The sequence below is a fragment of the Halomonas denitrificans genome (assembly GCF_003056305.1).
Classification (GTDB): Bacteria; Pseudomonadota; Gammaproteobacteria; order Pseudomonadales; family Halomonadaceae; genus Halomonas; species Halomonas denitrificans.
Map to the genome: position 1 here is coordinate 1,282,203 of NZ_PYVX01000001.1, position 25,136 is coordinate 1,307,338.

The following is a 25,136-nucleotide window of genomic DNA, read 5'->3' on the forward strand; positions in this document are numbered from 1 at the left end:
AGATGACGACGGCGGCGAACCACTGTATGACTGCACAGTAGTATGGAGAAATTTTCCGGCCGCGACCAGCATCGCGAGCGGCGATGCGCGTCAGCGAGGCGTGAGGCGCCGCACCAGGCCGAGCAGCGCCTCGCGCACGGCCTGCGCGCGCACCGCGGCGCGATCGCCGGGGAAGCGATGGCAGGCCGACTCGACCCCCTCGGCGCCGCCCCAGGCCAGCCAGACCGTGCCGACGGGCTTGTCGGGACTGCCGCCGCCGGGGCCGGCCACCCCGCTGATCGCCACGCCGAGCGCCGCCCCGCTGTCGCGGCAGGCGCCGACGACCATCGCCTCGACGACCTCGCGGCTCACCGCGCCGTGCTCGGCCAGCAGGGCCTCGGGCACGCCGAGCAGGCGGGTCTTGGCACCGTTGGCATAGGTCACGTAGCCGGTCTCGAACCAGGCGGAACTGCCGGCCACCTCGGTGATGGCGCTGGCCACCCCGCCACCGGTGCAGGACTCCGCCGCGGTGACGGTGATGCCCCGCGCCCGGCAGCCCTCGCCGAGCCGCTCGGCGAGGCGTCGCAGGTCCTGGGGCGCAAGGGGTGCGTCGCTTTCGGTCATGGCCGTCCTCCCTGGCGATGGTGGCGCGTCGGCGGCCTGACGTCGACCGCCCTTGGGCGTAGAATACTGGCTTTGTCCGAGACATGCATGGCGTGCCCGACGCCGGTCTCCCCGCACCTCGCCACCCTACTCCACAGGACGTCAAAGGAAGCCCATGTCACAGGCCAGCGCCCAGCATACCCCGATGATGAGCCAGTTCCTGAAGATCAAGCGCGAGCATCCCGACGTGCTGCTCTTCTACCGCATGGGCGACTTCTACGAGCTGTTCTTCGACGACGCCAAGCGCGCCGCCGCCCTGCTCGACATCACCCTGACCCAGCGCGGCCAGTCGGCCGGCCAGCCGATCCCCATGGCCGGCGTGCCCTACCACAGCGCCGAGGGCTATCTGGCCCGCCTGGTGGCCGCCGGCGAGTCGGTGGCGATCTGCGAGCAGATCGGCGATCCGGCGACCAGCAAGGGGCCGGTGGAGCGGCGCGTGGTGCGCATCGTGACCCCCGGCACCCTCTACGACGAGGCGCTGCTGGATGCCCGCCGCGACAACCTGCTGGTGGCCATGGCGCCGCTCGGCGAGCGCTGGGGCCTGGCCTGGCTGGAGCTCTCCAGCGGGCGCTTCAGCGTGCTGGAGGTCGAGGGCGAGGGCGAGATGCTCGCCGAGCTCACCCGCCTGGACCCCGCCGAGCTGCTGGTCGCCGAGAGCCTGTCGCTGCCGCCCGCCCTGGCGGAGCGGCGCGGCCTGCGCCGCCAGAGCGACTGGCTGTTCGACCTCGAGAGCGCGACGCGCACCCTGTGCGACCAGTTCCAGGTCCAGGACCTGCGCGGCTTCGGCTGCGCCCACCTGGAGGCGGCCATCACCGCCGCCGGGGTGCTGATCGACTACGCCCGGGACACCCAGCGCACCGCCCTGCCCCACGTCACCGCCATCGGCGTGGAGAGCCGCGACGACGCCGTGGTGATCGACGCGGCGAGCCGGCGCAACCTGGAGATCGACGTCAACCTCGGCGGTACGGCGGACAACACCCTGGCCAGCGTGCTCGACACCACCGCCACGGCCATGGGCTCGCGGCTGCTCAAGCGCTGGCTCAACCGCCCGCTGCGCGACCGCGCCCAGGTCGGCGCCCGCCAGGCGGCGGTAGCGCTGCTGCTCGACGACGCGGGCTTCGAGCCCCTGCGCGACTCGCTCAAGGCGATCGGCGACGTCGAGCGCATCCTGGCCCGGGTGGCGCTGTACAGCGCCCGCCCCCGCGACCTCGCCCGCCTGCGCGACGCCCTGCTCGCCCTGCCCGCCCTCGAGGCCGAGCTCGCGCACTACGCCGAAGGCACCACGCTTGACGAGCTCAGGCGCCATATCCACCCCTACCCGGAGCTCGCCGACACCCTGCACCGCGCCCTGGTGGAGAACCCGCCGGTGGTGATCCGTGACGGCGGAGTGATCGCCGAGGGCTTCGACGCCGAGCTCGACGAGCATCGCGGGCTCGCCGAGCACGCCGGCGACTACCTGGTGGCGCTGGAGACCCGGGAGCGCGAGCGCACCGGCCTCGCCGGCCTCAAGGTCGGCTACAACCGGGTCCACGGCTACTACATCGAGATCCCCCGCGCCCAGGCCCGGGAGGCGCCCGTGGACTACGTGCGCCGCCAGACCCTCAAGAACGCCGAGCGCTTCATCATCCCCGAGCTCAAGGAGTTCGAGGACAAGGCGCTGTCGGCCAAGTCCCGGGCCCTGGCCCGGGAGAAGCTGCTCTACGACGGCCTGCTCGACACCCTGAACGCCGAGCTCGCCCCCCTGCAGGCCAGCGCCCGGGCGCTGGCGGGGCTGGACGTGCTGTGCGCCTTCGCCGAGCGCGCCCAGGCGCTGGCGTTCGTGCGCCCGTCGCTGCCCGAGGCGCCGGGCATCGACATCCGCGGCGGGCGCCACCCGGTGGTCGAGCGAGTCAGCGAGGCGCCCTTCGTGCCCAACGACCTGGTCATGGGCGACGACCGGCGCATGCTGGTGATCACCGGCCCCAACATGGGCGGCAAGTCGACCTACATGCGCCAGGCGGCGCTGATCACCCTGCTCGCCCATACCGGCAGCTTCGTGCCGGCGGAGTCGGCCGCCATCGGCCCGGTGGATCGCATCTTCACGCGCATCGGCTCCTCGGACGACCTGGCCGGCGGGCGCTCCACCTTCATGGTCGAGATGACCGAGACCGCCAGCATCCTGCACAACGCCACCGAGCAGAGCCTGGTGCTGATGGACGAGATCGGCCGCGGCACCTCGACCTTCGACGGCCTGTCGCTGGCCTGGGCCAGCGCCGAGCACCTGACCCGCTCGCGGGCCTTCACCCTGTTCGCCACCCACTACTTCGAGATGACGGCCCTGCCCGAGCAGGCCGAGGGGGTGGCCAACGTGCACCTGACGGCCGCCGAGCACCGCGACGGCATCGTCTTCATGCACCGGGTGGAGGACGGCCCGGCCAGCCAGAGCTACGGCCTGCAGGTGGCCCAGCTGGCCGGCGTGCCCCAGGGAGTGATCGCCCGCGCCCGGGAGAAGCTCGCCATCCTCGAACAGCAGGAGATCGACCAGGGCAGCCGACTGCCGCCGGCCGCGGGAGGCGACGCGCCCGCCGCGGCCGGTCCGCACCAGGCCGACCTGTTCGCCAGCACGCCCCATCCGCTGGTCGAGCAGCTGGGCGAGCTGGACCCCGACGCCCTGTCGCCGCGCCAGGCCCTGGAGCTGCTCTACCGCTGGAAAGCGGCGCTGTGAATGGCCGACAATGGCGGCCCGCCGCGCTTGCGGGCGCCCCGTGCCGCGACTAGAATGGCTCGACCAAAAGACTTGAAATTATAAGAAATGATTTTCTTATAACCAAAATCGAATTACTGACTATCGGCCATGCCCCGGCCGGAGAATGGGAGACTGGCATGACATTCGTCGTCACCGAGAACTGCATCAAGTGCAAGTACACCGACTGTGTCGAGGTCTGCCCGGTGGACTGCTTCTACGAGGGCCCCAACTTCCTGGTGATCCATCCCGACGAGTGCATCGACTGCGCGCTCTGCGAGCCGGAGTGCCCCGCCGAGGCGATCTTCTCGGAGGATGAGCTGCCGGAGGGCCAGGAGGCGTTCATCGAGCTCAATGCCGAGCTGGCCGAGGTATGGCCCAACATCAGCGAGAAGCAGGATCCGCCGGAAGACGCGGAGAGCTGGGACGGCAAGCCGGGCAAGCTGGAGCTGCTCGAGCGCTGAGCCCCGTCTCGGGCGCGCCCTCGCCAGACACGACGACGCCGGATGTCTCTCGACATCCGGCGTCGTCGTGTTGTCCTGCATCGAGCGCCCGGCAGCGGGCCGGCCCTCGAACGAAAAAAAGGCGGCCTAAAGGCCGCCCGCTCCCTGCCAGTCCTTGAGCGGTTCCCTCCGCTCGGCTCCCGTGATGCCTTCCCTGCCCGGGGGCGGCGTCCTGCCGCGCCGGGCGCATCACTGCTGCTTGCATCCCAATGCATCCTGCCGGGGAGCGTTGCCGCTCTCCCCTAATCCCGAGGTCATTGTGCCACGCCGGCCCGGGCACACAACCTCGCCCTGGGCGGCCGGCGCGCCGCCCCGACTCCTGAGCTCGCACGCCGGAAAAACAAAAACCCCATATAAATCAGACAAATAAAAAGGGTCGACCCCATGACGGGTCGACCCTTTCCGACGCACGGATAGCGAATGTCGTCGCCCTCGTGTAAGCGATCTCCTACACGAGATCACGCCGAGGGCAACGCCGTTCGCCTACGCCACGCGCTTACTGGCCCTTGATCGCGGCGCGCCCGGGGTAGTCGACCCCGTCGCCCAGCTCCTGCTCGATCACCAGCAGGCGGTTGTACTTGGCGACGCGATCCGAGCGGCACAGCGAGCCGGTCTTGATCTGGCCGGCGCAGGTGCCCACCGCGAGATCGGCGATGGTGGTGTCCTCGGTCTCGCCGCTGCGGTGGGAGATCACCGCGGTGAAGCCGGCGTCCTGGGCCATGCGCACGGCCTCCAGGGTCTCGGAGAGCGAGCCGATCTGGTTGAACTTGATCAGGATGGAGTTGCCGATCTGCTCGTCGATGCCGCGCTTGAGGATCCGGGTGTTGGTGACGAAGAGGTCGTCACCCACCAGCTGGACCTTGTCGCCGAGCTTGTCGGTCAGCGCCTTCCAGCCCGCCCAGTCGGACTCGTCCATGCCGTCCTCGATGGAGACGATGGGGTACTGGTCGCACAGCTCGGCCAGGTAGTCGGCGAAGCCCGCGGCATCGTAGCTCTTGCCCTCGCCGGAGAGGCTGTACTGGCCGTCCTGGTAGAACTCGCTGGAGGCGCAGTCCAGCGCCAGGGTCACGTCGCTGTCGAGGGCATAGCCGGCGTTGGAGACGGCTTCCTTGATCACCGCCAGCGCCTCGGCGTTGGAAGCGAGGTTCGGCGCGAAGCCGCCCTCGTCGCCCACCGAGGTGGAGAGGCCGCGGGCGGAGAGCACCTTCTTCAGGGCGTGGAAGATCTCGGCGCCCATGCGCAGGCCTTCGCGGAAGCTCGGCGCGCCCACCGGCTGGATCATGAACTCCTGGATGTCGACATTGTTGTCGGCATGCTCGCCGCCGTTGAGGATGTTCATCATCGGCACCGGCATCTGGTAGCGACCCGGCTGGCCATAGAGCTCGGCGATGTGGGCGTAGAGCGGCACGCCCTTGGCCGCCGCGGCGGCCTTGGCGGCGGCCAGGGAGACGGCCAGGATGGCGTTGGCGCCCAGCGTGGCCTTGTTGTCGGTGCCGTCGAGCACCCGCATGGCATCATCCAGGCCGTGCTGGTCGCAGGCATCCATGCCGATCAGGCGCTCGCGAATCGCGGTGTTGACGGCCTCCACGGCCTTCAGCACGCCCTTGCCCAGATAGCGACTCTTGTCGCCGTCACGCAGCTCCAGGGCCTCGCGGGAGCCGGTGGAGGCGCCGCTCGGGGCGCACGCCACGCCGATGGCGCCGCTTTCCAGGCGCACTTCGGCCTGGACGGTCGGATTGCCGCGTGAGTCCAGCACCTCGAGGGCGCGGATGTCGACGATATGGGTCATCTTGTGGGTCCTTGTCGTGTCAGCGTTGGAAGAATCAGGAAATCTCGAGAGGCGCGAATCCCTTCACCAGGTCATCGAGGGCCTTCAGCTGGGTCAGGAAGGGCTCCAGGCGATCCAGCGGCAGCGCGCAGGGGCCGTCGCACTTGGCGTTGTCCGGGTCGGGATGCGCCTCGAGGAAGAGCCCCGCCAGGCCCACCGCCACGCCGGCGCGCGCCAGCTCGGCGACCTGGGCGCGTCGGCCGTCGGCGCTGTCGGCCCGGCCGCCCGGGCGCTGCAGGGCGTGGGTGACGTCGAAGAAGACCGGATAGCCCGTCTGCTTCATGTCGCCGAAGCCCAGCATGTCGACGATCAGGTTGTTGTAGCCGAAGCTGGAGCCGCGCTCGCAGAGCAGCAGCTTGTCGTTGCCGGCCTCCTCGCACTTGCGCAGGATGTGGCGCATCTCGTGGGGGGCCAGGAACTGCGGCTTCTTGATGTTGATCACCGCCCCGGTCTCGGCCATGGCCACGACGAGGTCGGTCTGGCGGGCCAGGAAGGCCGGCAGCTGGATGATGTCGGCGACCTCGGCCGCGGGCGCGGCCTGCCAGGGCTCGTGCACGTCGGTGATGATCGGCACCCCGAAGCGCTCCTTCACCTCGGCGAGGATCTCGAGCCCCCGGTCGAGGCCCGGGCCGCGGAAGGAGTGGATGGAGCTGCGGTTGGCCTTGTCGAAGCTCGCCTTGAAGACGTAGGGCATGCCGAGCCTGCCGGTCACCTCGACGTAGGTCTCGGCCACCTCGAGGGCCAGCTCGCGGGACTCCAGCACGTTCATGCCGCCGAGCAGCATCAGCGGCAGGTCATTGCCGGCCTCGAGGCCGGCAATGCCGATGTGACGCTCGGGGGTCGGGCCTTTCGATGCCGACATCGACCTCACTCCTGGTGGGCGGTCTGGGCGCGGGCGCGCGCCGTCTTGTGCTCCAGCGCCGCGCTGACGAAGCCGGTGAACAGCGGATGGCCGTCACGGGGCGTGGAGGTGAACTCGGGATGGAACTGGCAGGCGACGTACCAGGGATGATCCGGCAGCTCGACCACCTCCACCAGGGAGTTGTCGACGCTCTTGCCGGAGACCACCAGGCCCGCCTGCTCGAGCTCGCCGATGAACTGGTTGTTGACCTCGAAGCGGTGACGGTGGCGCTCGACGATCTCGTCGCTGCCGTAGGCCTCGCGGGCCTTGCTGCCGGCCTTGAGCTGGCAGACCTGGCCGCCCAGGCGCATGGTGCCGCCCAGGTCGGAGGCCTCGTCGCGCAGCTCGACCTTGCCCTCGGGGCTCAGCCACTCGGTGATCAGGCCCACGACCGGGTGCTGGGTCTCGTGGGTGAACTCGGTGGAGTCGGCGTCGTCCCAGCCGGCCACGTGGCGCGCGAACTCGATCACCGCCACCTGCATGCCGAGGCAGATGCCGAGGTAGGGGATGTCGTTCTCGCGGGCGAAGCGGGCGGTCGCGATCTTGCCCTCGACGCCGCGCTCACCGAAGCCGCCGGGCACCAGGATGGCGTCCTTGCCGGCCAGGCGTTCGGTGCCGTGGTGCTCGATGTCCTCGGAGTCGATGTAGTCGACGTTGACCTTGATGCGCGACTGGATGCCGGCATGGATCAGCGCCTCGTTGAGCGACTTGTAGGCGTCGAGCAGCTCCATGTACTTGCCGACCATGGCGATGTTGACCGACTTCAGCGGGTTGAGCTTGGCGTCGAGCACCTTCACCCACTCGCCGAGGTCCGCCTCGCCGGCCTCCAGGCGCAGCTTGTCGCAGACGATGTCGTCGAGGCCGTGCTCGTGGAGCATCAGCGGGATGCGGTAGATGGTGTCGGCGTCCTGCAGCGGGATGACCGCCCGCTCCTCGACGTTGGTGAAGAGCGCGATCTTGCGCCGCTCGCTCTCCTCGAGCTCCACCTCGCTGCGGCAGATCAGGATGTCCGGCTGGATGCCGATCGAGCGCAGCTCCTTGACGCTGTGCTGGGTCGGCTTGGTCTTGGTCTCGCCGGCGGTCTTGATGTAGGGCACCAGGGTCAGGTGCATGAAGATCGCCCGGTTCGCACCCAGCTCGCTTCGGATCTGGCGGATCGACTCCAGGAACGGCAGCGACTCGATGTCGCCCACGGTGCCGCCGATCTCGACCAGCGCCACGTCGAAGCCCTTGCCGCCTTCATAGACACGACGCTTGATCTCGTCGGTGATGTGCGGGATCACCTGCACGGTGCCGCCCAGGTAGTCGCCGCGGCGCTCCTTGCGCAGCACGTGCTCGTAGACGCGGCCGGTGGTGAAGTTATTGGCCTGGGTCATCTTCGTGCGAATGAAGCGCTCGTAGTGCCCGAGGTCCAGGTCGGTCTCGGCCCCATCCTCGGTGACGAACACCTCGCCGTGCTGGAAGGGGCTCATGGTGCCCGGATCCACGTTGATGTAGGGATCGAGCTTGAGCATGGTGACCTTGAGGCCGCGGGCCTCGAGAATCGCCGCCAGCGAGGCCGACGCGATGCCCTTGCCGAGAGAGGACACAACGCCGCCGGTCACGAAGATATATCGTGTCATGGAGAACCTGTCGAAACGTGATCGGTAGGCACGGCAGGAAGCCGCGCCAGGATGGGACGACAGACTAGCAGAATGCGACCAAAGGCTCAATTTCAGCCCGGGGCAGCGGCGTGGCTCGCGGCTTTCCCGGCGACAGGTTCCGGGTGCCGGACCATCACGGAGGCGCCGTGAACCCTTCCCTGGGCGCTACATTTGCCATCCATGGCAAATGACCTCCGCTTCGACCCGTCCCCGGCGCCGCAGGGCGCTGCCGAATTCTTGCGACCTATCCCCGTGGCTTAGACGCCCAGATAGTCGAGGATGCCCTCGCCGGCCTGGCGCCCCTCATAGATGGCGGTCACCACCAGGTCGGAGCCGCGTACCATGTCACCGCCGGCGAAGATCTTCTCGTTGGTGGTCTGGAACGGGTGGGCGCCCTGCTCCGGCGCCTTGACCCGGCCACGCTCGTCGACCTCGATGCCCACGGTCTCGAACCAGGGCGACGGGCTCGGCTGGAAGCCGAAGGCCACCACCACGGCGTCGGCGGGGATGACCTCCTCGGAGCCGGGCACCACCTCGGGGCGCTGGCGACCGTTCTCGTCGGGCTCGCCGAGGCGGGTGCGCACCACCTTCACGCCCTCGACCTTGCCCTCGCCGACCACCGCCACCGGCTGGCGGTTGAACAGGAACTCCACGCCCTCCTCGCGGGCGTTGGCCACCTCGCGCTTGGAGCCCGGCATGTTCTCCTCGTCGCGGCGATAGGCGCAGGTCACGCCGGACGCCCCCTGGCGAATCGCCGTGCGGTTGCAGTCCATGGCGGTGTCGCCGCCGCCCAGCACCACCACGCGCTGGCCCTTCAGCGAGGTGTACTCGTGGGGCTCCTTCTCGAAGCCCAGGCAGTGGTTGACGTTGCCGATCAGGTAGTCGAGCGCCTTGTGCACCCCGGGCAGGTCCTCGCCGGGGAAGCCGCCCTCCATGTACTTGTAGGTGCCCATGCCCAGGAAGACGGCGTCGTACTCCTCGAGCAGGGTGTCGAAGGCGATGTCCTTGCCCACCTCGACGCCGAGGCAGAACTCGATGCCCATCTCCTCGAACACCGCGCGGCGACGCTTCATCACCGTCTTGTCGAGCTTGAACTCGGGGATGCCGAAGGTCAGCAGCCCGCCGATCTCCGGGTACTTGTCGAACACCACCGGCTTGACGCCGTTGCGCACCAGGATGTCGGCACAGCCCAGGCCGGCCGGGCCGGCGCCGATCACCGCCACCTTGCGACCGGTCGCGGTGACCTTGGAGAGGTCCGGGCGCCAGCCCATGGCGAAGGCGGTGTCGGTGATGTACTTCTCCACCGAGCCGATGGTCACGGCCCCGAAGCCGTCGTTGAGGGTGCAGGCGCCCTCGCAGAGGCGATCCTGGGGGCAGACCCGGCCGCACACCTCGGGCAGCGAGTTGGTCTTGTGGCACAGCTCCACCGCCTCGAGGATGTTGCCCTCGCTGACCAGCTGCAGCCAGTTGGGAATGTAGTTGTGGACCGGGCACTTCCACTCGCAGTAGGGGTTGCCGCAGTGCAGGCAGCGATGCGCCTGACCGGCCGCCTCCTGGGGCTTGAAGGGCTCGTAGATCTCGGCGAACTCCCGCGCCCGGGTGCGCGCCGCCTTCTTCTCGGGGTCCTGGCGACCCACGTCGATGAACTGGAAATCGTTGCTCAAACGGTTGGCCATGGTCTCTGCTCCTCTCTGCCTGGCTTACTCGGGACGCCGACGGGATTCAGCCAGCAGGCTGCTCAGGCTCGCCGCCTTGGGCTTCACCAGCCAGAAGTGGCGGACGAAGTCGCTGAAGTCCTCGAGGATCGCCTTTCCGCGCTCGGAGTCGGTCTCGGCGACGAACTCCTCGATGACCTCCCGCAGGTGCCGCCGGTAGGCCTCCATGGCCTCGGTGTTCACCCTGTGGATCTCCACCAGTTCGTGGTTGTACTTGTCGACGAAGGTGCGGTCCTCGTCGAGCACGTAGGCGAAGCCGCCGGTCATGCCCGCACCGAAGTTGACGCCCACCTCGCCCAGCACGCAGACCATGCCGCCGGTCATGTACTCGCCGCAGTGATCGCCGGCCCCCTCGATCACCGCATGGGCGCCGGAGTTGCGCACGGCGAAGCGCTCGCCGGCGGTGCCGGCGGCGAACAGCTTGCCGCCGGTGGCGCCGTACAGGCAGGTGTTGCCGATGATCGCCGTCTCGTGGCTTTCGAAGGCGCTGCCGGCCGGCGGCACGATCACCACCCGGCCGCCGTTCATGCCCTTGCCCACATAGTCGTTGGCATCGCCCTCCAGGTAGAGGTGCAGGCCGCGGGCGTTGAAGACCCCGAAGCTCTGGCCTGCCACGCCGGTGAAGCGGGCCGTGACCGGCGCCTCCTCGAGTCCTGCCTCGCCGTAGCGCTTGGCGATGGCGCCGGAGATCAGCGCGCCCACCGAGCGGTCGCAGTTGGTGATGGTGAAGTCGAACTCGCCGCCGGACTTCGCCTCGATGGCCTCCGCGAGGGCCTCCAGCACCTCCTGGTTCTTGGCGCCCGGGTCGTGGGGCACGTTGCGGTTCACCCGGCAGAACTGCGGGGCGTCCTCGGGCACGAAGTCGTTGCCCAAGAGGCCCGACAGGTCGAGCCGGCGCTGGGAGGCGGTGACGCCTTCCAGCACCTCGAGCAGGTCGGTGCGGCCGATCAGGTCGGTCAGCTTTCGCACCCCGAGCAGGGCCATCAGCTCGCGCACCTCCTCGGCGATGAAGCGGAAGTAGTGCTTGACCATGTCGACGGTGCCGCGGAAGTGCTCGTCGCGCAGGTACTGCATCTGGGTGGCGACGCCGGTCGCGCAGTTGTTGAGGTGGCAGATGCGCAGGTACTTGCAGCCCAGCGCCACCATCGGCGCGGTGCCGAAGCCGAAGCTCTCGGCGCCGAGGATCGCCGCCTTCACCACGTCGAGGCCGGTCTTCAGGCCGCCGTCGGTCTGCAGGCGGATCTTGTCGCGCAGGCCGTTGATGCGCAGCGCCTGGTGCACCTCGGGCAGGCCCAGCTCCCAGGGGCTGCCGGCGTGCTTGATCGAGGTCAGCGGGCTCGCCGCGGTGCCGCCGTCATAGCCGGAGACGGTGATCAGATCGGCATAGGCCTTGGCCACGCCGGTGGCGATGGTGCCGATGCCGGGCTCGGAGACCAGCTTCACCGAGACCTGGGCGTCCGGGTTGACCTGCTTCAGATCGAAGATCAGCTGCGCCAGGTCCTCGATGGAGTAGATGTCGTGGTGGGGCGGCGGCGAGATCAGGGTCACGCCGGGCACCGAGTAGCGCAGCCGGGCGATCAGCTCGTTGACCTTGCCGCCGGGCAGCTGGCCGCCCTCGCCGGGCTTGGCGCCCTGGGCCACCTTGATCTGCAGCACCTCGGCGTTGACCAGGTAGGCCGGCGTCACGCCGAAGCGACCGGAGGCGATCTGCTTGATCTTGGAGCTTCTGATGGTGCCGTAGCGCGCCGGGTCCTCGCCCCCCTCACCGGAGTTGGAACGCCCGCCGGCCTCGTTCATGGCCTGGGCCAGCGCCTCGTGGGCCTCCGGCGAGAGCGCGCCGAGGCTCATGCCGGCGCTGTCGAAGCGCGGCAGCAGGTCCTCGACCGCCTCGACCTCCTCGAGCGGCAGCGGCTCGGCGGCCGGCTTGAGGGCGAGCAGGTCACGCAGGGTGGCCGGATCGCGCTCGTTGACCAGCCGCGCAAACTTCTTCCACTTGGCGTAGTCGCCCTCCTGGACCGCCTCCTGGAGTGCCGTGACCACGTCGGGGTTGTAGGCGTGGTACTCGTGGCCGTGGACGTACTTCATCAGGCCGCCCTGGGCGATGCCCTTGCGCGGCGTCCAGGCCTCGCGGCCCAGCAGCTCCTGCTGCAGCTGCAGCTCACTGAAGCCGGTGCCCTCGATACGCGACGCCATGCCGGTGAAGCAGAGATCGACCACCTCCGAGGCGAGGCCCACCGCCTCGAACAGCTGGGAGCCGCGGTAGGAGGCCAGGGTCGAGATGCCCATCTTGGAGAGGATCTTGTAGAGCCCCTTCTGCAGACCCTTGCGGTAGTTCTCGCGGGCGTCGGCGGGATTGCCGACCAGCTCCCCCGAGTGGTGCATGTCGGCCATCACCTGGTAGGCCAGCCACGGGAAGACCGCGGTGGCCCCGACGCCGAACAGCACCGCCATCTGGTGGGCGTCCCGGGCATAGCCGGTCTCGACCACGATGTTGCAGCGCGGCCGCAGCGCCAGGCGGCCCAGGTGATGGTGCACGGCACCCACCGCCAGCGCCGCGTGGATCGGCAGCAGCCCCTTGCCAAGCTCGGCGTCCGAGAGCACCAGGATCACCTTGCCGTCGTGGACGGCCTGCTCGGCCCGGCGGCAGAGCGCATGGATCGCCCCCTTGAGGCCGACCTCCTGGGGATCGTAGCCCAGCGACAGGACCTGGCTGGTGAAGGCCGGGTCGTCCTGGTGGATCAGCGCGGCGAACTTGCGCGGCGAGAGCACCGGCGTGGTCAGGATGATGCGGTGGGCATGCTCCGGGGTCGCCTTGAAGACGTTACGCTCGGCGCCGATGCAGGTCTCCAGCGACATCACGATCGCCTCGCGCAGCGGGTCGATCGCCGGGTTGGTGACCTGGGCGAACTTCTGGCGGAAGTAGTCGGTGAGCAGGCGCTGCTTGCCGGAGAGCACCGCCATGGGCGTGTCGTCGCCCATCGAGCCCACGGCCTCCTGACCGCTCTCGGCCAGCGGGCGCAGCACCTGGTCGCGCTCCTCGAAGCTGACCTGGAACATCTTCTGCTGGGCGAGCAGAGCGTCGGCGTCCATGGCGTGGAAGCTGGCGAGCTCGGTCAGCGCCGACTCAAGATATTGGGCCTCCTGCTTCAGCCAGCGCTTGTAGGGATAGGCGGCCTTGAGGCGCTGGTCGATGTCGGAGGTATGCAGCACCTCGCCGGTCTCGGTGTCCACGGCGAGGATCTGGCCGGGGCCGACCCGCCCCTTGGCGACCACGTCCTCGGGGCGGTAGCCGTAGGTGCCGATCTCGGAGGCCAGGGTGATATAGCCGTTCTTGGTGATCACCCAGCGCGCCGGGCGCAGGCCGTTGCGGTCGAGCATGCAGACCGCCTGGCGGCCATCGGTCATCACCACGCCGGCCGGGCCGTCCCAGGGCTCCATGTGCATGGAGTTGTACTCGTAGAAGGCGCGCAGGTCGGCGTCCATCAGCTCGACGTTCTGCCAGGCCGGCGGCACCATCATGCGCACCGCGCGATGCAGCTCCATGCCGCCGGTCAACAGCACCTCGAGCATGTTGTCCATGCTGGAGGAGTCGGAGCCGGTGGTGTTGACGATCTCGTCGAGCTCGGTGATCTCCGGCAGCCGCTCGCTCAGGAAGTTCTCCTTGCGGGAGTTTGCCCAGCCGCGGTTGGCCTCGACGGTATTGATCTCGCCGTTGTGGGCCAGCAGGCGGAACGGCTGGGCCAGCGGCCAGCGCGGCGCGGTGTTGGTGGAGAAGCGCTGGTGGAAGACGCAGATCGCGGTCTCGAGGCGCGCATCGCCCAGGTCACGATAGAAGGCGGGCAGGTCCACCGGCATCACCAGCCCCTTGTAGGAGACGACCTCGGCGGAGAGCGAGCAGACGTAGAAGTCCGGCTCGTCGCGCAGCGCCTCCTCGGCGCGGCGGCGCGCCATGAAGAGATCGACGTCGAAGGCGTCGCCCGTGGTCTCGCCGGGCTCGACGAACAGCTGGCGGATGCGCGGCAGGCAGTCCAGCGCCATGGGACCACAGACGCTGGGGTCCACCGGGACCTCGCGCCAACCGGCCACTCGCAGGCCGCGGGCCTCGAGCTCGGCGACGAGGGTCTCGCGCCCGTGGGCCTCGCGGGCATCGTCATCAGGCAGGAAGACCGCGCCGACCGCATAGCGCTCGCCCAGCGTCACGCCCAGCGACTCCTTCGCCACCTCGCGCATGAAGGCATCCGGCATCTGCAGCAGCAGCCCGCAGCCGTCACCGGTCTTGCCGTCGGCGGCGATGCCGCCACGGTGGGTCATGCAGGTCAGGGACTCGATGGCGGTCTTGAGCAGGTCGTGACTGGCCTGGCCCTCCATGTGGGCGATCAGGCCGAAGCCGCAGTTGTCACGGAACTCGCCGGGCTGATGGAGACCTCTGTTCATGGGCGTGCCTCGGGTTGAATGGTTTCTTTGTCAGTCATCTCATGATATGTTTATTGGTTTTTCTTTTTTCATGTCGCTCCCGCGAGGGGCGAGGACTGCTCTGCAAAAGGCCGACCAGCATAGCCAGAGGCGCGCCCCTCGCGCAATCGGCCGCCCCCGACCACTCCCTCAAAACCGCCGGCAAATCCGTCACTTGCACGGCACCCCTGGCAAAAAAACTCGCTAACTCAAAGGCTTGCAAAGCGGCACAACGCTCCGTCAACGGAGTCTGACCATCATTAGACTTTAGTCGAACCAACCCTGGATTATCCATGCCGATCCGGCATGAGGCATGCGAATAGCTTAGAAGATGCGCCGCCCGGGACCTCGGCGCGGCCCGGACACGACGACGCCCGCACTAGGGCGGGCGTCGAAGGAACGGGCTGGGAGATGAGGCCGTCTCGAGGCGTCGACCTCGGGCACCGGCGACGGTTCAGCGGCGAGGGAAGGCCTCGAGGAGCACGGCCAGGGTCTGCGGCGGCGTCTCGTCGTGGATGCAGGCATCGCCCAGGGCGCGCAGCAGGATGAGCCGCAGGCGGCTGTCGAGGTTCTTCTTGTCCAGGCGCATGATGGCGAGGAAGTCGTCCACCCCCATCTCGGCCGGCGCCGCCAGCGGCAGGCCGGCGGCCTCGATGAGCGTCCGCACGCGGGCCACCTCGGCCTCACCGAGCCAGCCCAGGCGACACGACAACTCGGCGGCCATCAGCATGCCGACGCCGACGGCCTCGCCGTGAAGCCAGTGCCCGTAGCCCTGGTGGGCCTCGATGGCATGCCCGAAGGTGTGGCCCAGGTTGAGCAGCGCCCTCACCCCCTGCTCGGTCTCGTCCTCGGCGACGATCTCGGCCTTGAGCGCGCAGCTGCGCTCGATGGCGCGGGTCAGGGCGGCGGCATCGAGACCCCGCAGCGCCGACATCTCGGCCTCGAGCCAGGCCAGGAAGTCGGCGTCGCGGATCAGCCCGTACTTGATCACCTCGGCGAGCCCCGCCGAGAGCTCGCGGGGCGGCAGCGTCGTCAGGGTGTCGGTATCGATCAGCACCGCCCGGGGCTGCCAGAAGGCGCCGATCATGTTCTTGCCGCGGGGGTGGTTGACGCCGGTCTTGCCGCCGACCGAGGAGTCGACCTGCGCGAGCAGGGTAGTCGGCACCTGCACGAAGGCCACGCCGCGCTGGTAGCAGGCGGCGGCGAAGCCGACCATGTCACCGGTCACCCCGCCGCCCAGGGCGATCAGAGTGCAGCGGCGATTGAAGCCGGCGGCCAGCAGGGCATCCCAGATCCGCTCCACGTGGGACAGCGTCTTGGTGGCCTCACCATCGGGCAGCACCAGGCTGCGCACCTCGAGATCGCCGGGAAGCCCCCGGGTCAGGGTCTCGAGATAGAGCGGCGCCACCGTCTCGTTGGTGACCACCATGACCTGGCGACCGGCCAGGTGCGGCGTCAGCCACTGCGGGTCGCCCAGCAGGCCGGGGCCGATGTGGATGGGGTAGCTGCGATCGCCCAGCGCCACCTCGAGGGTGGACGGGGCAGCGGAGGACTCGGTCATGGGGCTCAGGCCTTGCATTGCAGGGGATCGACCAGGCGCGTCACGCGCCGCACGATCTCGTTGACCACGGCCCGCGGGCCGCGCCGGTCGGTGCGCACCACCACGTCGGCGGTGGCGCGATAGAGGGGGTCGCGCAGCGCGAACATGTCGCGCAGCACGGCCTCCTTGTCGGGACGCTGCAGCAGCGGCCGATTGCGATCCTTGGCGGTCCGACGCAGCTGCTGCTCCACGGTGGTGAGCAGGTAGATCACGGTGCCGCTCTCGCGCAGCACCCGGCGATTCTCCTCGCGCAGCACGGCCCCGCCCCCGGTCGCGATGACCACGTTCTCGTAGTGCGTCAGCTCGCGGATCATCTGGGTCTCGCGATCGCGAAAGCCCGCCTCGCCCTCGACGTCGAAGATCCAGGGGATGTCGGCACCGCAGCGCGCCTGGATCTCATGATCCGTGTCGTAGAACTCACGTGACAGTTCGGCCGCCAGAAGGCGGCCGATGGTGCTCTTGCCGGCCCCCATGGGGCCGATCAGTATCAGGTTGGGAAGTGCCTGCATCAGCGAATGGCCAGGTTGTCGTCCAGTATTCGGGGCGTGATGAATACCAGCAACTCTACCTTATCATTGGTGTTCTCGGTATAGCGGAACAGGTTCCCCAGCACCGGCAGGTCACCCAGGAAAGGCGTCTTGAGCAAACTCCGCACTTCTTCTGTCGTGAGGATACCGCCCAGCACCACGGTCTCGCCGTTGTCCACCAGCACCTGGGTCTGGATCTCGTTGGTGTCGATGGAGGGCACGCCGTTGAAGAGCTCACCCACCGTATCGTTGTTGATCACCAGGTCCATGATGATGCGGTTGTCCGGGGTGATCTGCGGCGTCACCTCCAGCGCCAGCACCGCCTCCTCGAACTCGACGTTGGTGGCCCCGCTGGAAGCAGCCTCCTGATAGGGGATCTGGGTACCCTGCTTGATGATCGCCGTGCTCTGGTTGGCGGTGATCACCCGCGGCTGGGAGATCGTCTGACTCTTACCCTCGCTCTCCAGGGCGCGCAGCTCCAGGTCCAGGAGGATATCGCCGGAGAGGTAGCCAAAGCTGAAGGCGGTGGACGATGCGGCGCTGCCGCCCATGTCCACGGTCAGGCCACCGTTGTCCACGCTGCCGTCGGCGGCCCCGGCGACATCGAAGCGGCCATCGCCGATGCGGTCGGGGGAAGAGAGCCCCCAGTTGATCCCGAGCTCCCGGGTAGCGCTGTCCCGGGCGATGACGATGCGCGCCTCGATCTGCACCTGGCGCACGGCGATATCCAGGCGATCCAGGGTGGCCATGATGGTATCGATCTGCTCGGCGGTATCCTGCACCAACAGGGTGTTGGTCCGAGGGTCGACGGCGACCCGACCGCGATCAGTCAGCAGCCCGAAGCCGCTCGCGTCTTGCAGCAAGGCGGCCAGGTCGGAGGCCTTGGCGTACTTCACCTGGATGTACTCGGTCTCCAGCGGCGCCAGGGTCTCCAGCTGCTCGCGGGACTCCAGCTCCTGGCGCTCCAGATTGGCCAGCTCCGCGGCCGGCGCCACCACGATGACGTTGCCCTCCTGGCGACTGGCGAGGCCGTGGCTCTTGAGCACCAGGTCCAGGGCCTGGTCCCAGGGCACGTCCTGCAGGTTGAGAGTGACCCGCCCGGTGACGCTGTCGCTGGCCACCAGGTTGAGGCCGGTGAAGTCGGCGATGATCGCCAGCACCGAGCGCACCTCGATGTCCTGGAAGTTCAGGGTGATACGCTCGCCGGTATAGGGGAACTGCTCACGGACGCGCTCCTCCTGCTGGGCCTGGGTGACCGGCTCGGCCTCGATCACCAGCTGGCGACCCGTCTGGGTGGAGAGCATGGCGAAGCGCCCTTCGCCCTGGATGTCCAGGGTCACGCCGTCGCGCCCGACGCGGGGAGTGACGCGCTTGAGCGGGGTGCCGAAGTCGCTGACGTCATAGACCTGATCCAGGGAGGCTGGCAGCCGGACCTCGCGCAGCTCGGCGACGATGCGCTGGCCGCTCTCGCGCACCCGGGCATCCACGCCTGAGCGGTCGAAGGTGACGACCAGTCGCCCCGCGCCACCATCGCCGCGACGGAAGTCGATGTCCTGAATGCTCGGCTGGCTATAGGCCTGGGTCGATGGCGTCGATGCCCGGGTCGACGATGCCACCGTCCGCGAGGCGTCCGCCGAGGGGGCCGCGACCGGCTGGGCGGCCGCGCCGCCGATGGCGAGCAGCAGGCGATCGCCCTGCTGGCGGGTGTTGTAGGGCAAGGGGCCTTCCAGCTCGAAGACCAGCCGCGTGCGGGACCCCGCCTCCAGGGCCGTGACCCGCTCGACCCCGCCCATGCCGAGCTCCTCGCGGCGCCGCTCCAGGGCGCTGGTCGTGTCCATCAGGTCGATGGTCAGCCGGGCCGGCTCGTCGAGACGATAGCCACGCACCTCGGGCACCGGCCCGCTGAAGTCCAGCTCCACCTCCAGCGCCCCGTCCGCCCCCTGGCGGAAGGCAAGATCAGTGAGGGTGGAGGCCGCCGAGGCGGCCGTGGAGACCGCCAGCAGCGCCACGATAGCGAGACCACGAATCATCGGTTGCATTGTTCCCTTCCCCCTACGGGCCACCACCGCCCCCTGCCAGGCGGCATGGCCTCCTTGTTGTCTAGTCGTCGAGCGCGAGCTGAGTGCTGCGCTCGATCCAGCCACCCCGCCCCGTGGGCACGATCTCCACCAGCTGCACCGTGGTATCGGTGATGCCGATGATACGACCGAAGTCGGACCCCATATGGTTGCCGGTACGCAGCCGATGGACCTTGCCGTCGGGCGCCTTGATCAGCGCCGAAGGCTGCCCGCCGACCTTGAGGGTGCCCACCAGCTCGAGCCGACCCAGGTCATAGGCCTCCAGCGGCTCACGGGGACGCGTCTCGTCCGGCGCCAGGTCGCTGTCCTCGCCTCCGCCGCCAGGCAGCGCCTCGGGTTCCGGCAGACGCGCCTGGAAGGGGCTGCGCTCGTCGGCGAAGTAGTAATCCACCGATTCGTAAGTCGGCAGGGGCGGCACCGGCTCCAGGTCCACCTTCCCCGGATTGGCGCGCATCGCCTCCATCTCCTGCTCGAGACTCGCCAGGTTGGCGTCACGGCAGGCGCCAAGCGCAAGGGGCAACACCAGCCAGGCGACTCGGGTCCACCAGCGACTCATGGCGCCTCCTCCTCGACCACTTCCTGAGGCGGCCGATAGCTGTAGGTGCGGGCCAGCATCGACAGCTGCAGCCGGTTGCGCCCGTCGGTGGGCGCCAGGCTGAAATCGTGCTGGGTCACGATGCGCGGCAGATCGGCCACGCTGGAGATGAAGGAGGCGACGCGGTGATAGTCGCCCTGCACCCGGATATCGAAGGGGCGCTCGACGTAGAACTCCCGGGGCACCGGGCTGCGCAGGCGGATGAAGTCGATGGAGAGCTGGTTATCGAGTGCCGCCTCGCTGATGTCGTCGATCAGCGAGGGGATCTCGGCCCCCCCGGGGAGCATCGCCACCAGCGCCGACAGGCGCTCATCGAGCTCCTCGACCTGCTCGCGCAGCGCTGGCAGGTTGGCGGCCTGGGCCGACTTGCTGCGGTAATCGCGCAGCAGGCGCTGCTCCTCGCGCTGCGCCTGCTCGAGCGCCTCGACCTTCGGCGCGGCGAGGTACCAGTACATGCCGGCGACGGTCAGGCCGACGACCAGCACGCAGCAGATCAGCTGCAGCAGGAAGGGCCAGCTGCCGGACTCCTTGACGTCCAGCTCCCCCCAGTCCATGTCGCGAAGACGACGCACTTCGGTGGATAGGTTCATGGCGCCTCCGTGCCTGCCGCATCCTCGACACCTTCCGTGCCGGGCATGTGCTGGTTGACGCTGAGATTGAAGCGGCGCATCTCGTCCTCGGCGCTCTCCACCTCGGAGAGCACCGGCACGTCGAAGACCGGTGAGGCCTCCAGCTGGCGAAGCTGCTCGGAGACACGGCTATTGTCCTCGGCCAGGCCGGTCAGCCGCAGCTGATCTCCCTGGCGGCTGAGCGAGGAGTAGTAGACCCCCTCCTCCAGGCTGTCGACCAGGGCATTGAAGACATGCACCGTCTGCGGACGCCCGACCTGAAGCCGCTCGAAGACCTCGATCTGGCGGTTCAGGGAGGCGATCTGCTCCTCGTACTGGCTCACCGCGCGGATATCGCGATCCAGCTCGGCGGTCCTGGCCTTGATCAGCTGCTGGCGCTGCTGCTGATCCTCGAGGCGCTGATCGAGGTACCAGGTCATGCCGTAGCCGACGCCCAGGCCGACCAGCGCGCTCAGCACGATGGCCGTGGCGAACCGCTTGCCGCGACGGGCACGCATCTCCTCCCGCCAGGGGAGCAGGTTGATCTCGATGGTCGTCATTTGCCTACCCTCATCGCCAGGCCGCAGGCCGTGAGCATGGCCGGGGCGTCACCGGCCAGGGTCGGGACGTCGATGCGGGCGCTCACCTTCATGCGGCGGAAGGGATTGGCGATCACCACCTCCATGCCGCTTTCCTCGGCCAGCCGCTCGGCCAGGCCCGGCAGCACGCTGGTGCCGCCCGCCAGGATCATGCGCCGCACCTCCTGCTTGCGCCCGGCGGTGTAGTAGAGCTGCAGCGAGCGCCCCACCTGCTGCACCAGGGTATCGAGGAAGGGATCCAGCACGCTGCGCTGGTAGTCGTCGGGCAGGCCGCCCCGCTTCTTGGCCAGCCCCGCCTCCTCGAGGGTCAGCCCGTAGCGGTTGCGGATCTCGTCGGTCAGCTGGCGGCCGCCGAACACGGTGTCGCGGCTGTAGGTGACACGGCCGTCGCGCAGCACGTGGAAGGCGTTCATGGTGGCGCCGATATCGACCAGCGCCACACACTCCTGCTCGCCGCCCTCCGACGGCAGCTGGTGGCGCAGCTCCTGGAAGGCGCGCTCCATGGCGAAGGTCTCGACATCGACGGCGGCCGGGGTGAGCCCGGCCTGCAGCACCGCCTCGGTCAGCTGGTTGACGTCCTGCTGGCGGCAGGCCACCAGCAGCACGTCCTGCTGGTCACCGTAGCGCGAGTTGAGGCCGAGGCGCTGGAAGTCGAAGGCGACCTCATTGAACGGAAAGGGGATATGGCGGTCGGACTCGAGCTGGATGCGGGTCTCGATCTCGCCGTCGTCGAGCGAGGCAGGAAACGACAGCGTCTTGGTGATGGCCGCGCCGGCCGGCACGGCCACCGCTGCATTGCGCGTACTGGGGCGCGCGTGGTCCACGGCGCGCCTGAGGGCGTCCACCACGGCCGGCATGTCGCGAATCCGCCGCTCCACCACGGCGCCCTCGCGCAGCGGGCGCACGGCGTAGCTTTCCACCTGATAGTGGCCACCCGCGCGCTTCAGTTCGATGACCTTGACGGTAGCCGAGGTGATATCGACACCGATCAGTCCCTTACCGGGTGCTCTCAGTCGCATCGTATGTCATGCCCCTGCCTGATCCCTGCGGCGCGCCGCTCATTATAATTGCCCTTTTCAAACCGGGTCTTTGCGCATGGTGATCGTCATACCCAGGTCCGTAAACGCAGATTACATGATATTTCCGAATCTCACACGATCGACGGTGTCGCCATGCGTCAACGCTGGTGACCACCCCCTCGGCTTCCTATAATGGCTGCCCCGAGGGAGGGCCACTGCATCGCCACCACTCCGCCCCCGTTCCCAGCATGGATACCGCATTTTCATGAAGTTTCTCAGAACCCTGGTCGTTTCCATCCTCTGGCTGCTGGTCTCGCTGTCGGCCGCCGGCGTCTTGGGCGTGGTGGGTGCCGCGCTCTACTTCGCGCCCGGCCTGCCCGACGTGCGCCAGCTCCAGGACTTCGAGCTGCAGACGCCGCTGCGCATCTTCACCCGCGACGGCAAGCTGATCGGCGAGTTCGGCGAGGAGCGCCGCACCCCGGTTGACTATGCCGAGATCCCGGAGGAGCTGATCGACGCCCTGCTGGCCGCCGAGGACGCGACCTACTTCGACCATGCCGGCGTCGATCCCAAGGGCCTGCTGCGGGCCGCGGTGGAGCTGGCGGCGAGCGGCGGCGACATCCAGTCCGGGGGCTCGACGATCACCATGCAGGTGGCGCGCAACTATCTGCTGACGCTGGATCAGACCTTCACCCGCAAGATCCGCGAGATCCTGCTGGCGCTGCAGATGGAGCAGATCCTCTCCAAGCAGGAGATCCTCGAGCTCTACGTCAACAAGATCTATCTCGGCAACCGAGCCTACGGCATCGCGGCGGCCTCCGAGGTCTACTATGACCGCCCGCTCGACGAACTGACCCTGGCCGAGAAGGCGATGATCGCCGGCCTGCCCAAGGCCCCCTCGGCCTTCAACCCGCTGGCCAACGCCGAGCGCGCGCTGATTCGCCGCAACTGGATCCTGTTCCGCATGCGCGAGCTCGGCTACATCGACGAGGCAGCCTACGAGGAGGCCGTGCAGGCGCCGGTCACCGCCCGCCGCCACCTGGCCCAGGTCGAGGTGGAAGCCGACTACGTGGCCGAGATGGCCCGCCAGTTCGCCATCGACCGCTACGGCGACCGGGCCTACACCGGCGGCTATCGCATCCACACCACCCTGGACAGCGAGCTGCAACCGCTGGCCGGGCGCGCCCTGGCCGAGGGCCTGATCGAGTACGACACCCGCCACGGCTGGCGCGGCCCGGAGCAGACCGACATCCCGCGCAGCCTGGCCGAGGCCCAGGAGCGCACCGACCGCGAGGGGCTGGAGGAGGAGCTCGCCGAGTCGCCGGAGATCATGCAGACCGCGCGGCGCGCCGCCGAGCGCAGCCAGACCGAGATCGAGGGCATCGAGGGCGACGTCAGCAACTGGCTGCAGGTGCTCGAGCGCACGCCCGCCTTCGGGCCGCTCAAGCCCGCCATCGTGGTCGAGAGCGAGGGGCGCGAGATGCGCGTCCTGGCCCGCGGCGGCGAGGTCATCACCCTGCCCTGGAGCGGCCTGGAGTGGGCGGATCCCTACCTGAGCCCCTACAGCCGCGGCAGGCCGCCGAACTCGGCCGACGATATCGCGACCCGCGGCTCGCTGTTGCGCATCCTGCAGAACGAGGACGGCAGCTGGCGCCTCTCCCAGCGCCCCGCGGCCGAGGGCTCGCTGGTGGTGATGGACCCCGACAACGGCGCCATCCTGGCCCTGCAGGGCGGCTTCGACTTCGACGCCAGCAAGTTCAACCGCGCCACCCAGGCGCGCCGGCAGGCCGGCTCGATCTTCAAGCCGTTCGTCTACCTGGCGGCGCTGGACAGCGGCGAGATGAACCCGGCGAGCGTGGTCAACGACGCCCCGGTGGTGCTGCAGGACGGCAGCGACGAGCTGTGGCGCCCCTCCAACTCCAGCGGCGACTTCCTCGGCCCGACCCGGCTCAGGGTCGCCCTGGCGCGCTCGCGCAACCTCGTCACCATTCGCGTGCTGCAGTCGCTGGGCCTGGAGCGCACCATCGAGTTCCTCGAGGGCTTCGGCCTCGACCCCGACCAGCTGCCGCGCGGCCTCTCCCTGGCGCTGGGCAGCGCCAGCCTGACGCCGCTGGAGATGACCAACGCCTACGCGGTGCTGGCCAACGGCGGCTTCCAGGTCTCCCCCTGGTTCATCGACCGGGTGACCCGGGGCGACGACGAGGCGTCCTCCGTGGTAGACGAGGCCTCGCCGCGGGTCGCCTGCCGCGACTGCCGCGACGACCAGATGATGGTCGAGATCGATGGCGAGACCTACGAGGTGGCGCCTCGGGTGGCCGACCCGGCCGCCGTCTACATCCTGCGCGACATGCTGCGCGACGTGGTCGAGCGCGGCACCGCCCGCCGGGCCCTGGCCCTCGAGCGCGGTGACATCGTCGGCAAGACCGGTACCACCAACGACCAGCGGGACGCCTGGTTCGCCGGCTTCAACAGCGACCTCGTGGCCACCACCTGGGTGGGCAAGGACAACAACGAGAGCACCGCCGAGTACGGCTCCCAGGTCGCCCTGCCGATCTGGATGGACTTCATGGGCCAGGCCCTGGAGGGCAAGCCCGAACGCTGGCCCGAGCGCCCCTCCGGCGTGGTCACCGAACGAGTCGATCCCGACACCGGCCGCCGCCTGCGCGACGGCCAGGGCGGCGGCATCGAGGAGCTGTTCATGGCCGACCACCTGCCCGGCTTCCAGCCGCGCCGCGTCGAGCAGGAGGTCGAGCGCGAGAGCGGCTCCCAGGGCACCGGCGCCTACGAGGCCATCTTCTAGGCCGGCGCCCCTCCGCCTCGGGCGGCCGCCAGGCCGCCCGCCCCATGCACCGAAAGCGCCGCGTCGGCGGACGCCGACACGGCAACCCGACGAGATCGACCATGCCGTACCCCCTACCCTCGCTCCGACTGCCCCGCTGGCTGGCCCTGGGCGGGCTGCTGGCGATCGCCGGGAGCGGACAGGCCAGTCCCTTCTACGCGCCCCCGCCGCCCGAGAAGCACGCCGAGGGGCTCACCGGCAGCGCCGAACTGGGCTACACGCACCTGTCGGGCAACACCGACAGCCAGACCTTGATCGCCAAGGGCCGGCTCACCTGGCTGAACGGAAAATGGACCCGCACCCTGCGCGCCGAGGTGCGCAACGTCTCCCGCGACGACGAGACCAGCGCCGAGCAGTACCTGGTCGCCGGCCGCAAGCGCTTCGACCTCGAGGGTCCCCACTACCTGTTCGGCTTCGCCCGCTGGGACCGCGATCGCTTCAGCGGCTACGAGCAGCAGTTCACCACCATCGGCGGCTATGGCCGCGACCTGATCGACGACGAGCACCAGCGGCTCTCGCTGGAGGCCGGGCCGGGCTACCGCTACGACCGCATCGTGGACAAGGAGGACGAATCGCTCGGCGTGGCCTACGGCGCCCTGGCCTACGCCTGGGACTTCTCGGAGACCGCCAGCCTCGAGCAGGAGCTCTCGGTGGAGGCCACCGACGCCAACGTCACCTCGCGCTCGCTGACCGCGCTCACCGCGCGCCTCAACGCCCACCTGGCCCTCAAGCTCTCCCACGAGATCAAGGACACCTCGCGCCCGCCCGAGGACGCCGAGGCGCGCACCGACCGCACCACCTCGGCCTCGCTGCTCTACAACTGGTAGGCCGCCGCCGGAGCGTCCCATCACCCGAACGCGACGAC

17 protein-coding genes are annotated in these 25,136 nt (G+C 69.0%); 4 read left to right on the plus strand and 13 right to left on the minus strand.

The genetic code is table 11. The features are described 5' to 3' along the window. Positions 1 to 90: 90 nt before the first annotated feature. Positions 91 to 603 (minus strand): CinA family protein, encoded by a 513-nt coding sequence (locus C9F13_RS05795; protein WP_108445225.1) that lies wholly within the window; start codon positions 601 to 603, stop codon positions 91 to 93. 154 nt (positions 604 to 757) lie between these two features. Here C9F13_RS05795 and mutS point away from each other — a divergent pair, with 154 nt between their 5' ends. Together mutS and fdxA are read left to right on the plus strand one after the other, a co-directional pair. After that, positions 758 to 3,346: a DNA mismatch repair protein MutS gene (gene mutS, locus C9F13_RS05800; RefSeq protein ID WP_108445226.1), complete on the plus strand. Its 2,589-nt coding sequence runs from the start codon at positions 758 to 760 to the stop codon at positions 3,344 to 3,346. A gap of 158 nt (positions 3,347 to 3,504) precedes the next feature. Continuing rightward, positions 3,505 to 3,828, plus strand: a complete 324-nt coding sequence (gene fdxA / locus C9F13_RS05805) for a ferredoxin FdxA (RefSeq protein WP_108445227.1) — start codon at positions 3,505 to 3,507, stop codon at positions 3,826 to 3,828. 535 nt (positions 3,829 to 4,363) lie between these two features. Here fdxA and eno read toward each other — a convergent pair. The 12 genes from eno to pilM all read right to left on the minus strand — a co-directional run bounded on the left by eno (position 4,364) and on the right by pilM (position 21,432). After that, positions 4,364 to 5,656, minus strand: coding sequence for a phosphopyruvate hydratase (eno, locus tag C9F13_RS05810; protein WP_108445228.1), 1,293 nt, complete (start codon positions 5,654 to 5,656; stop codon positions 4,364 to 4,366). 34 nt (positions 5,657 to 5,690) lie between these two features. Beyond that, positions 5,691 to 6,557 carry a 3-deoxy-8-phosphooctulonate synthase gene (kdsA, locus tag C9F13_RS05815; protein WP_108445229.1) on the minus strand — a complete coding sequence of 289 codons (867 nt, stop codon included), beginning with the start codon at positions 6,555 to 6,557 and terminating at the stop codon, positions 5,691 to 5,693. A gap of 5 nt (positions 6,558 to 6,562) precedes the next feature. Continuing rightward, positions 6,563 to 8,218, minus strand: coding sequence for a CTP synthase (locus C9F13_RS05820; protein ID WP_108445230.1), 1,656 nt, complete (start codon positions 8,216 to 8,218; stop codon positions 6,563 to 6,565). 278 nt (positions 8,219 to 8,496) lie between these two features. Next, on the minus strand, positions 8,497 to 9,915 hold the full coding sequence (locus tag C9F13_RS05825; RefSeq protein WP_108445231.1) for an FAD-dependent oxidoreductase: 1,419 nt from the start codon (positions 9,913 to 9,915) through the stop codon (positions 8,497 to 8,499). A gap of 24 nt (positions 9,916 to 9,939) precedes the next feature. Then, positions 9,940 to 14,388 carry a glutamate synthase large subunit gene (gene gltB / locus C9F13_RS05830; protein WP_108445232.1) on the minus strand — a complete coding sequence of 1,483 codons (4,449 nt, stop codon included), beginning with the start codon at positions 14,386 to 14,388 and terminating at the stop codon, positions 9,940 to 9,942. Between the two features lie 472 nt (positions 14,389 to 14,860). Beyond that, positions 14,861 to 15,967, minus strand: coding sequence for a 3-dehydroquinate synthase (gene aroB / locus C9F13_RS05835; protein WP_108445233.1), 1,107 nt, complete (start codon positions 15,965 to 15,967; stop codon positions 14,861 to 14,863). Between the two features lie 5 nt (positions 15,968 to 15,972). After that, positions 15,973 to 16,515 (minus strand): shikimate kinase AroK, encoded by a 543-nt coding sequence (aroK, locus tag C9F13_RS05840; RefSeq protein WP_108445234.1) that lies wholly within the window; start codon positions 16,513 to 16,515, stop codon positions 15,973 to 15,975. Next, entirely contained in the window at positions 16,515 to 18,572 is a 2,058-nt protein-coding gene (locus C9F13_RS05845; RefSeq protein ID WP_108445235.1) for a type IV pilus secretin PilQ, read from the minus strand. The genes aroK and C9F13_RS05845 overlap by 1 nt, the downstream gene beginning before the upstream one ends. A 61-nt stretch (positions 18,573 to 18,633) precedes the next feature. Beyond that, a complete protein-coding gene (locus tag C9F13_RS05850) occupies positions 18,634 to 19,167 on the minus strand; it encodes a pilus assembly protein PilP (protein WP_108445236.1) in 534 nt (177 codons plus the stop codon). Beyond that, entirely contained in the window at positions 19,164 to 19,796 is a 633-nt protein-coding gene (locus tag C9F13_RS05855; protein ID WP_108445237.1) for a type IV pilus inner membrane component PilO, read from the minus strand. The genes C9F13_RS05850 and C9F13_RS05855 overlap by 4 nt, the downstream gene beginning before the upstream one ends. Then, on the minus strand, positions 19,793 to 20,374 hold the full coding sequence (locus tag C9F13_RS05860; RefSeq protein WP_108445238.1) for a PilN domain-containing protein: 582 nt from the start codon (positions 20,372 to 20,374) through the stop codon (positions 19,793 to 19,795). The genes C9F13_RS05855 and C9F13_RS05860 overlap by 4 nt, the downstream gene beginning before the upstream one ends. Next, a complete protein-coding gene (gene pilM / locus C9F13_RS05865; RefSeq protein WP_108445239.1) occupies positions 20,371 to 21,432 on the minus strand; it encodes a type IV pilus assembly protein PilM in 1,062 nt (353 codons plus the stop codon). Before pilM ends, C9F13_RS05860 begins: the two co-directional genes overlap by 4 nt. 265 nt (positions 21,433 to 21,697) lie before the next feature. Between pilM and C9F13_RS05870 the strand changes: the two genes are divergently transcribed. Together C9F13_RS05870 and C9F13_RS05875 are read left to right on the plus strand one after the other, a co-directional pair. Then, positions 21,698 to 24,232 (plus strand): penicillin-binding protein 1A, encoded by a 2,535-nt coding sequence (locus C9F13_RS05870; protein ID WP_108445240.1) that lies wholly within the window; start codon positions 21,698 to 21,700, stop codon positions 24,230 to 24,232. 101 nt (positions 24,233 to 24,333) lie between these two features. Beyond that, a complete protein-coding gene (locus C9F13_RS05875) occupies positions 24,334 to 25,098 on the plus strand; it encodes a DUF481 domain-containing protein (protein ID WP_108445241.1) in 765 nt (254 codons plus the stop codon). The last annotated feature ends 38 nt before the right edge of the window (positions 25,099 to 25,136 follow it).

Coding starts and splice junctions, on each gene's coding strand:
- C9F13_RS05795 (WP_108445225.1), bottom strand. CDS start 603: ATGACCGAAAGCGACGCACCCCTTGCGCCCCAGGACCTGCGACGCCTC.
- mutS (WP_108445226.1), top strand. CDS start 758: ATGTCACAGGCCAGCGCCCAGCATACCCCGATGATGAGCCAGTTCCTG.
- fdxA (WP_108445227.1), top strand. CDS start 3,505: ATGACATTCGTCGTCACCGAGAACTGCATCAAGTGCAAGTACACCGAC.
- eno (WP_108445228.1), bottom strand. CDS start 5,656: ATGACCCATATCGTCGACATCCGCGCCCTCGAGGTGCTGGACTCACGC.
- kdsA (WP_108445229.1), bottom strand. CDS start 6,557: ATGTCGGCATCGAAAGGCCCGACCCCCGAGCGTCACATCGGCATTGCC.
- C9F13_RS05820 (WP_108445230.1), bottom strand. CDS start 8,218: ATGACACGATATATCTTCGTGACCGGCGGCGTTGTGTCCTCTCTCGGC.
- C9F13_RS05825 (WP_108445231.1), bottom strand. CDS start 9,915: ATGGCCAACCGTTTGAGCAACGATTTCCAGTTCATCGACGTGGGTCGC.
- gltB (WP_108445232.1), bottom strand. CDS start 14,388: ATGAACAGAGGTCTCCATCAGCCCGGCGAGTTCCGTGACAACTGCGGC.
- aroB (WP_108445233.1), bottom strand. CDS start 15,967: ATGACCGAGTCCTCCGCTGCCCCGTCCACCCTCGAGGTGGCGCTGGGC.
- aroK (WP_108445234.1), bottom strand. CDS start 16,515: ATGCAGGCACTTCCCAACCTGATACTGATCGGCCCCATGGGGGCCGGC.
- C9F13_RS05845 (WP_108445235.1), bottom strand. CDS start 18,572: ATGCAACCGATGATTCGTGGTCTCGCTATCGTGGCGCTGCTGGCGGTC.
- C9F13_RS05850 (WP_108445236.1), bottom strand. CDS start 19,167: ATGAGTCGCTGGTGGACCCGAGTCGCCTGGCTGGTGTTGCCCCTTGCG.
- C9F13_RS05855 (WP_108445237.1), bottom strand. CDS start 19,796: ATGAACCTATCCACCGAAGTGCGTCGTCTTCGCGACATGGACTGGGGG.
- C9F13_RS05860 (WP_108445238.1), bottom strand. CDS start 20,374: ATGACGACCATCGAGATCAACCTGCTCCCCTGGCGGGAGGAGATGCGT.
- pilM (WP_108445239.1), bottom strand. CDS start 21,432: ATGCGACTGAGAGCACCCGGTAAGGGACTGATCGGTGTCGATATCACC.
- C9F13_RS05870 (WP_108445240.1), top strand. CDS start 21,698: ATGAAGTTTCTCAGAACCCTGGTCGTTTCCATCCTCTGGCTGCTGGTC.
- C9F13_RS05875 (WP_108445241.1), top strand. CDS start 24,334: ATGCCGTACCCCCTACCCTCGCTCCGACTGCCCCGCTGGCTGGCCCTG.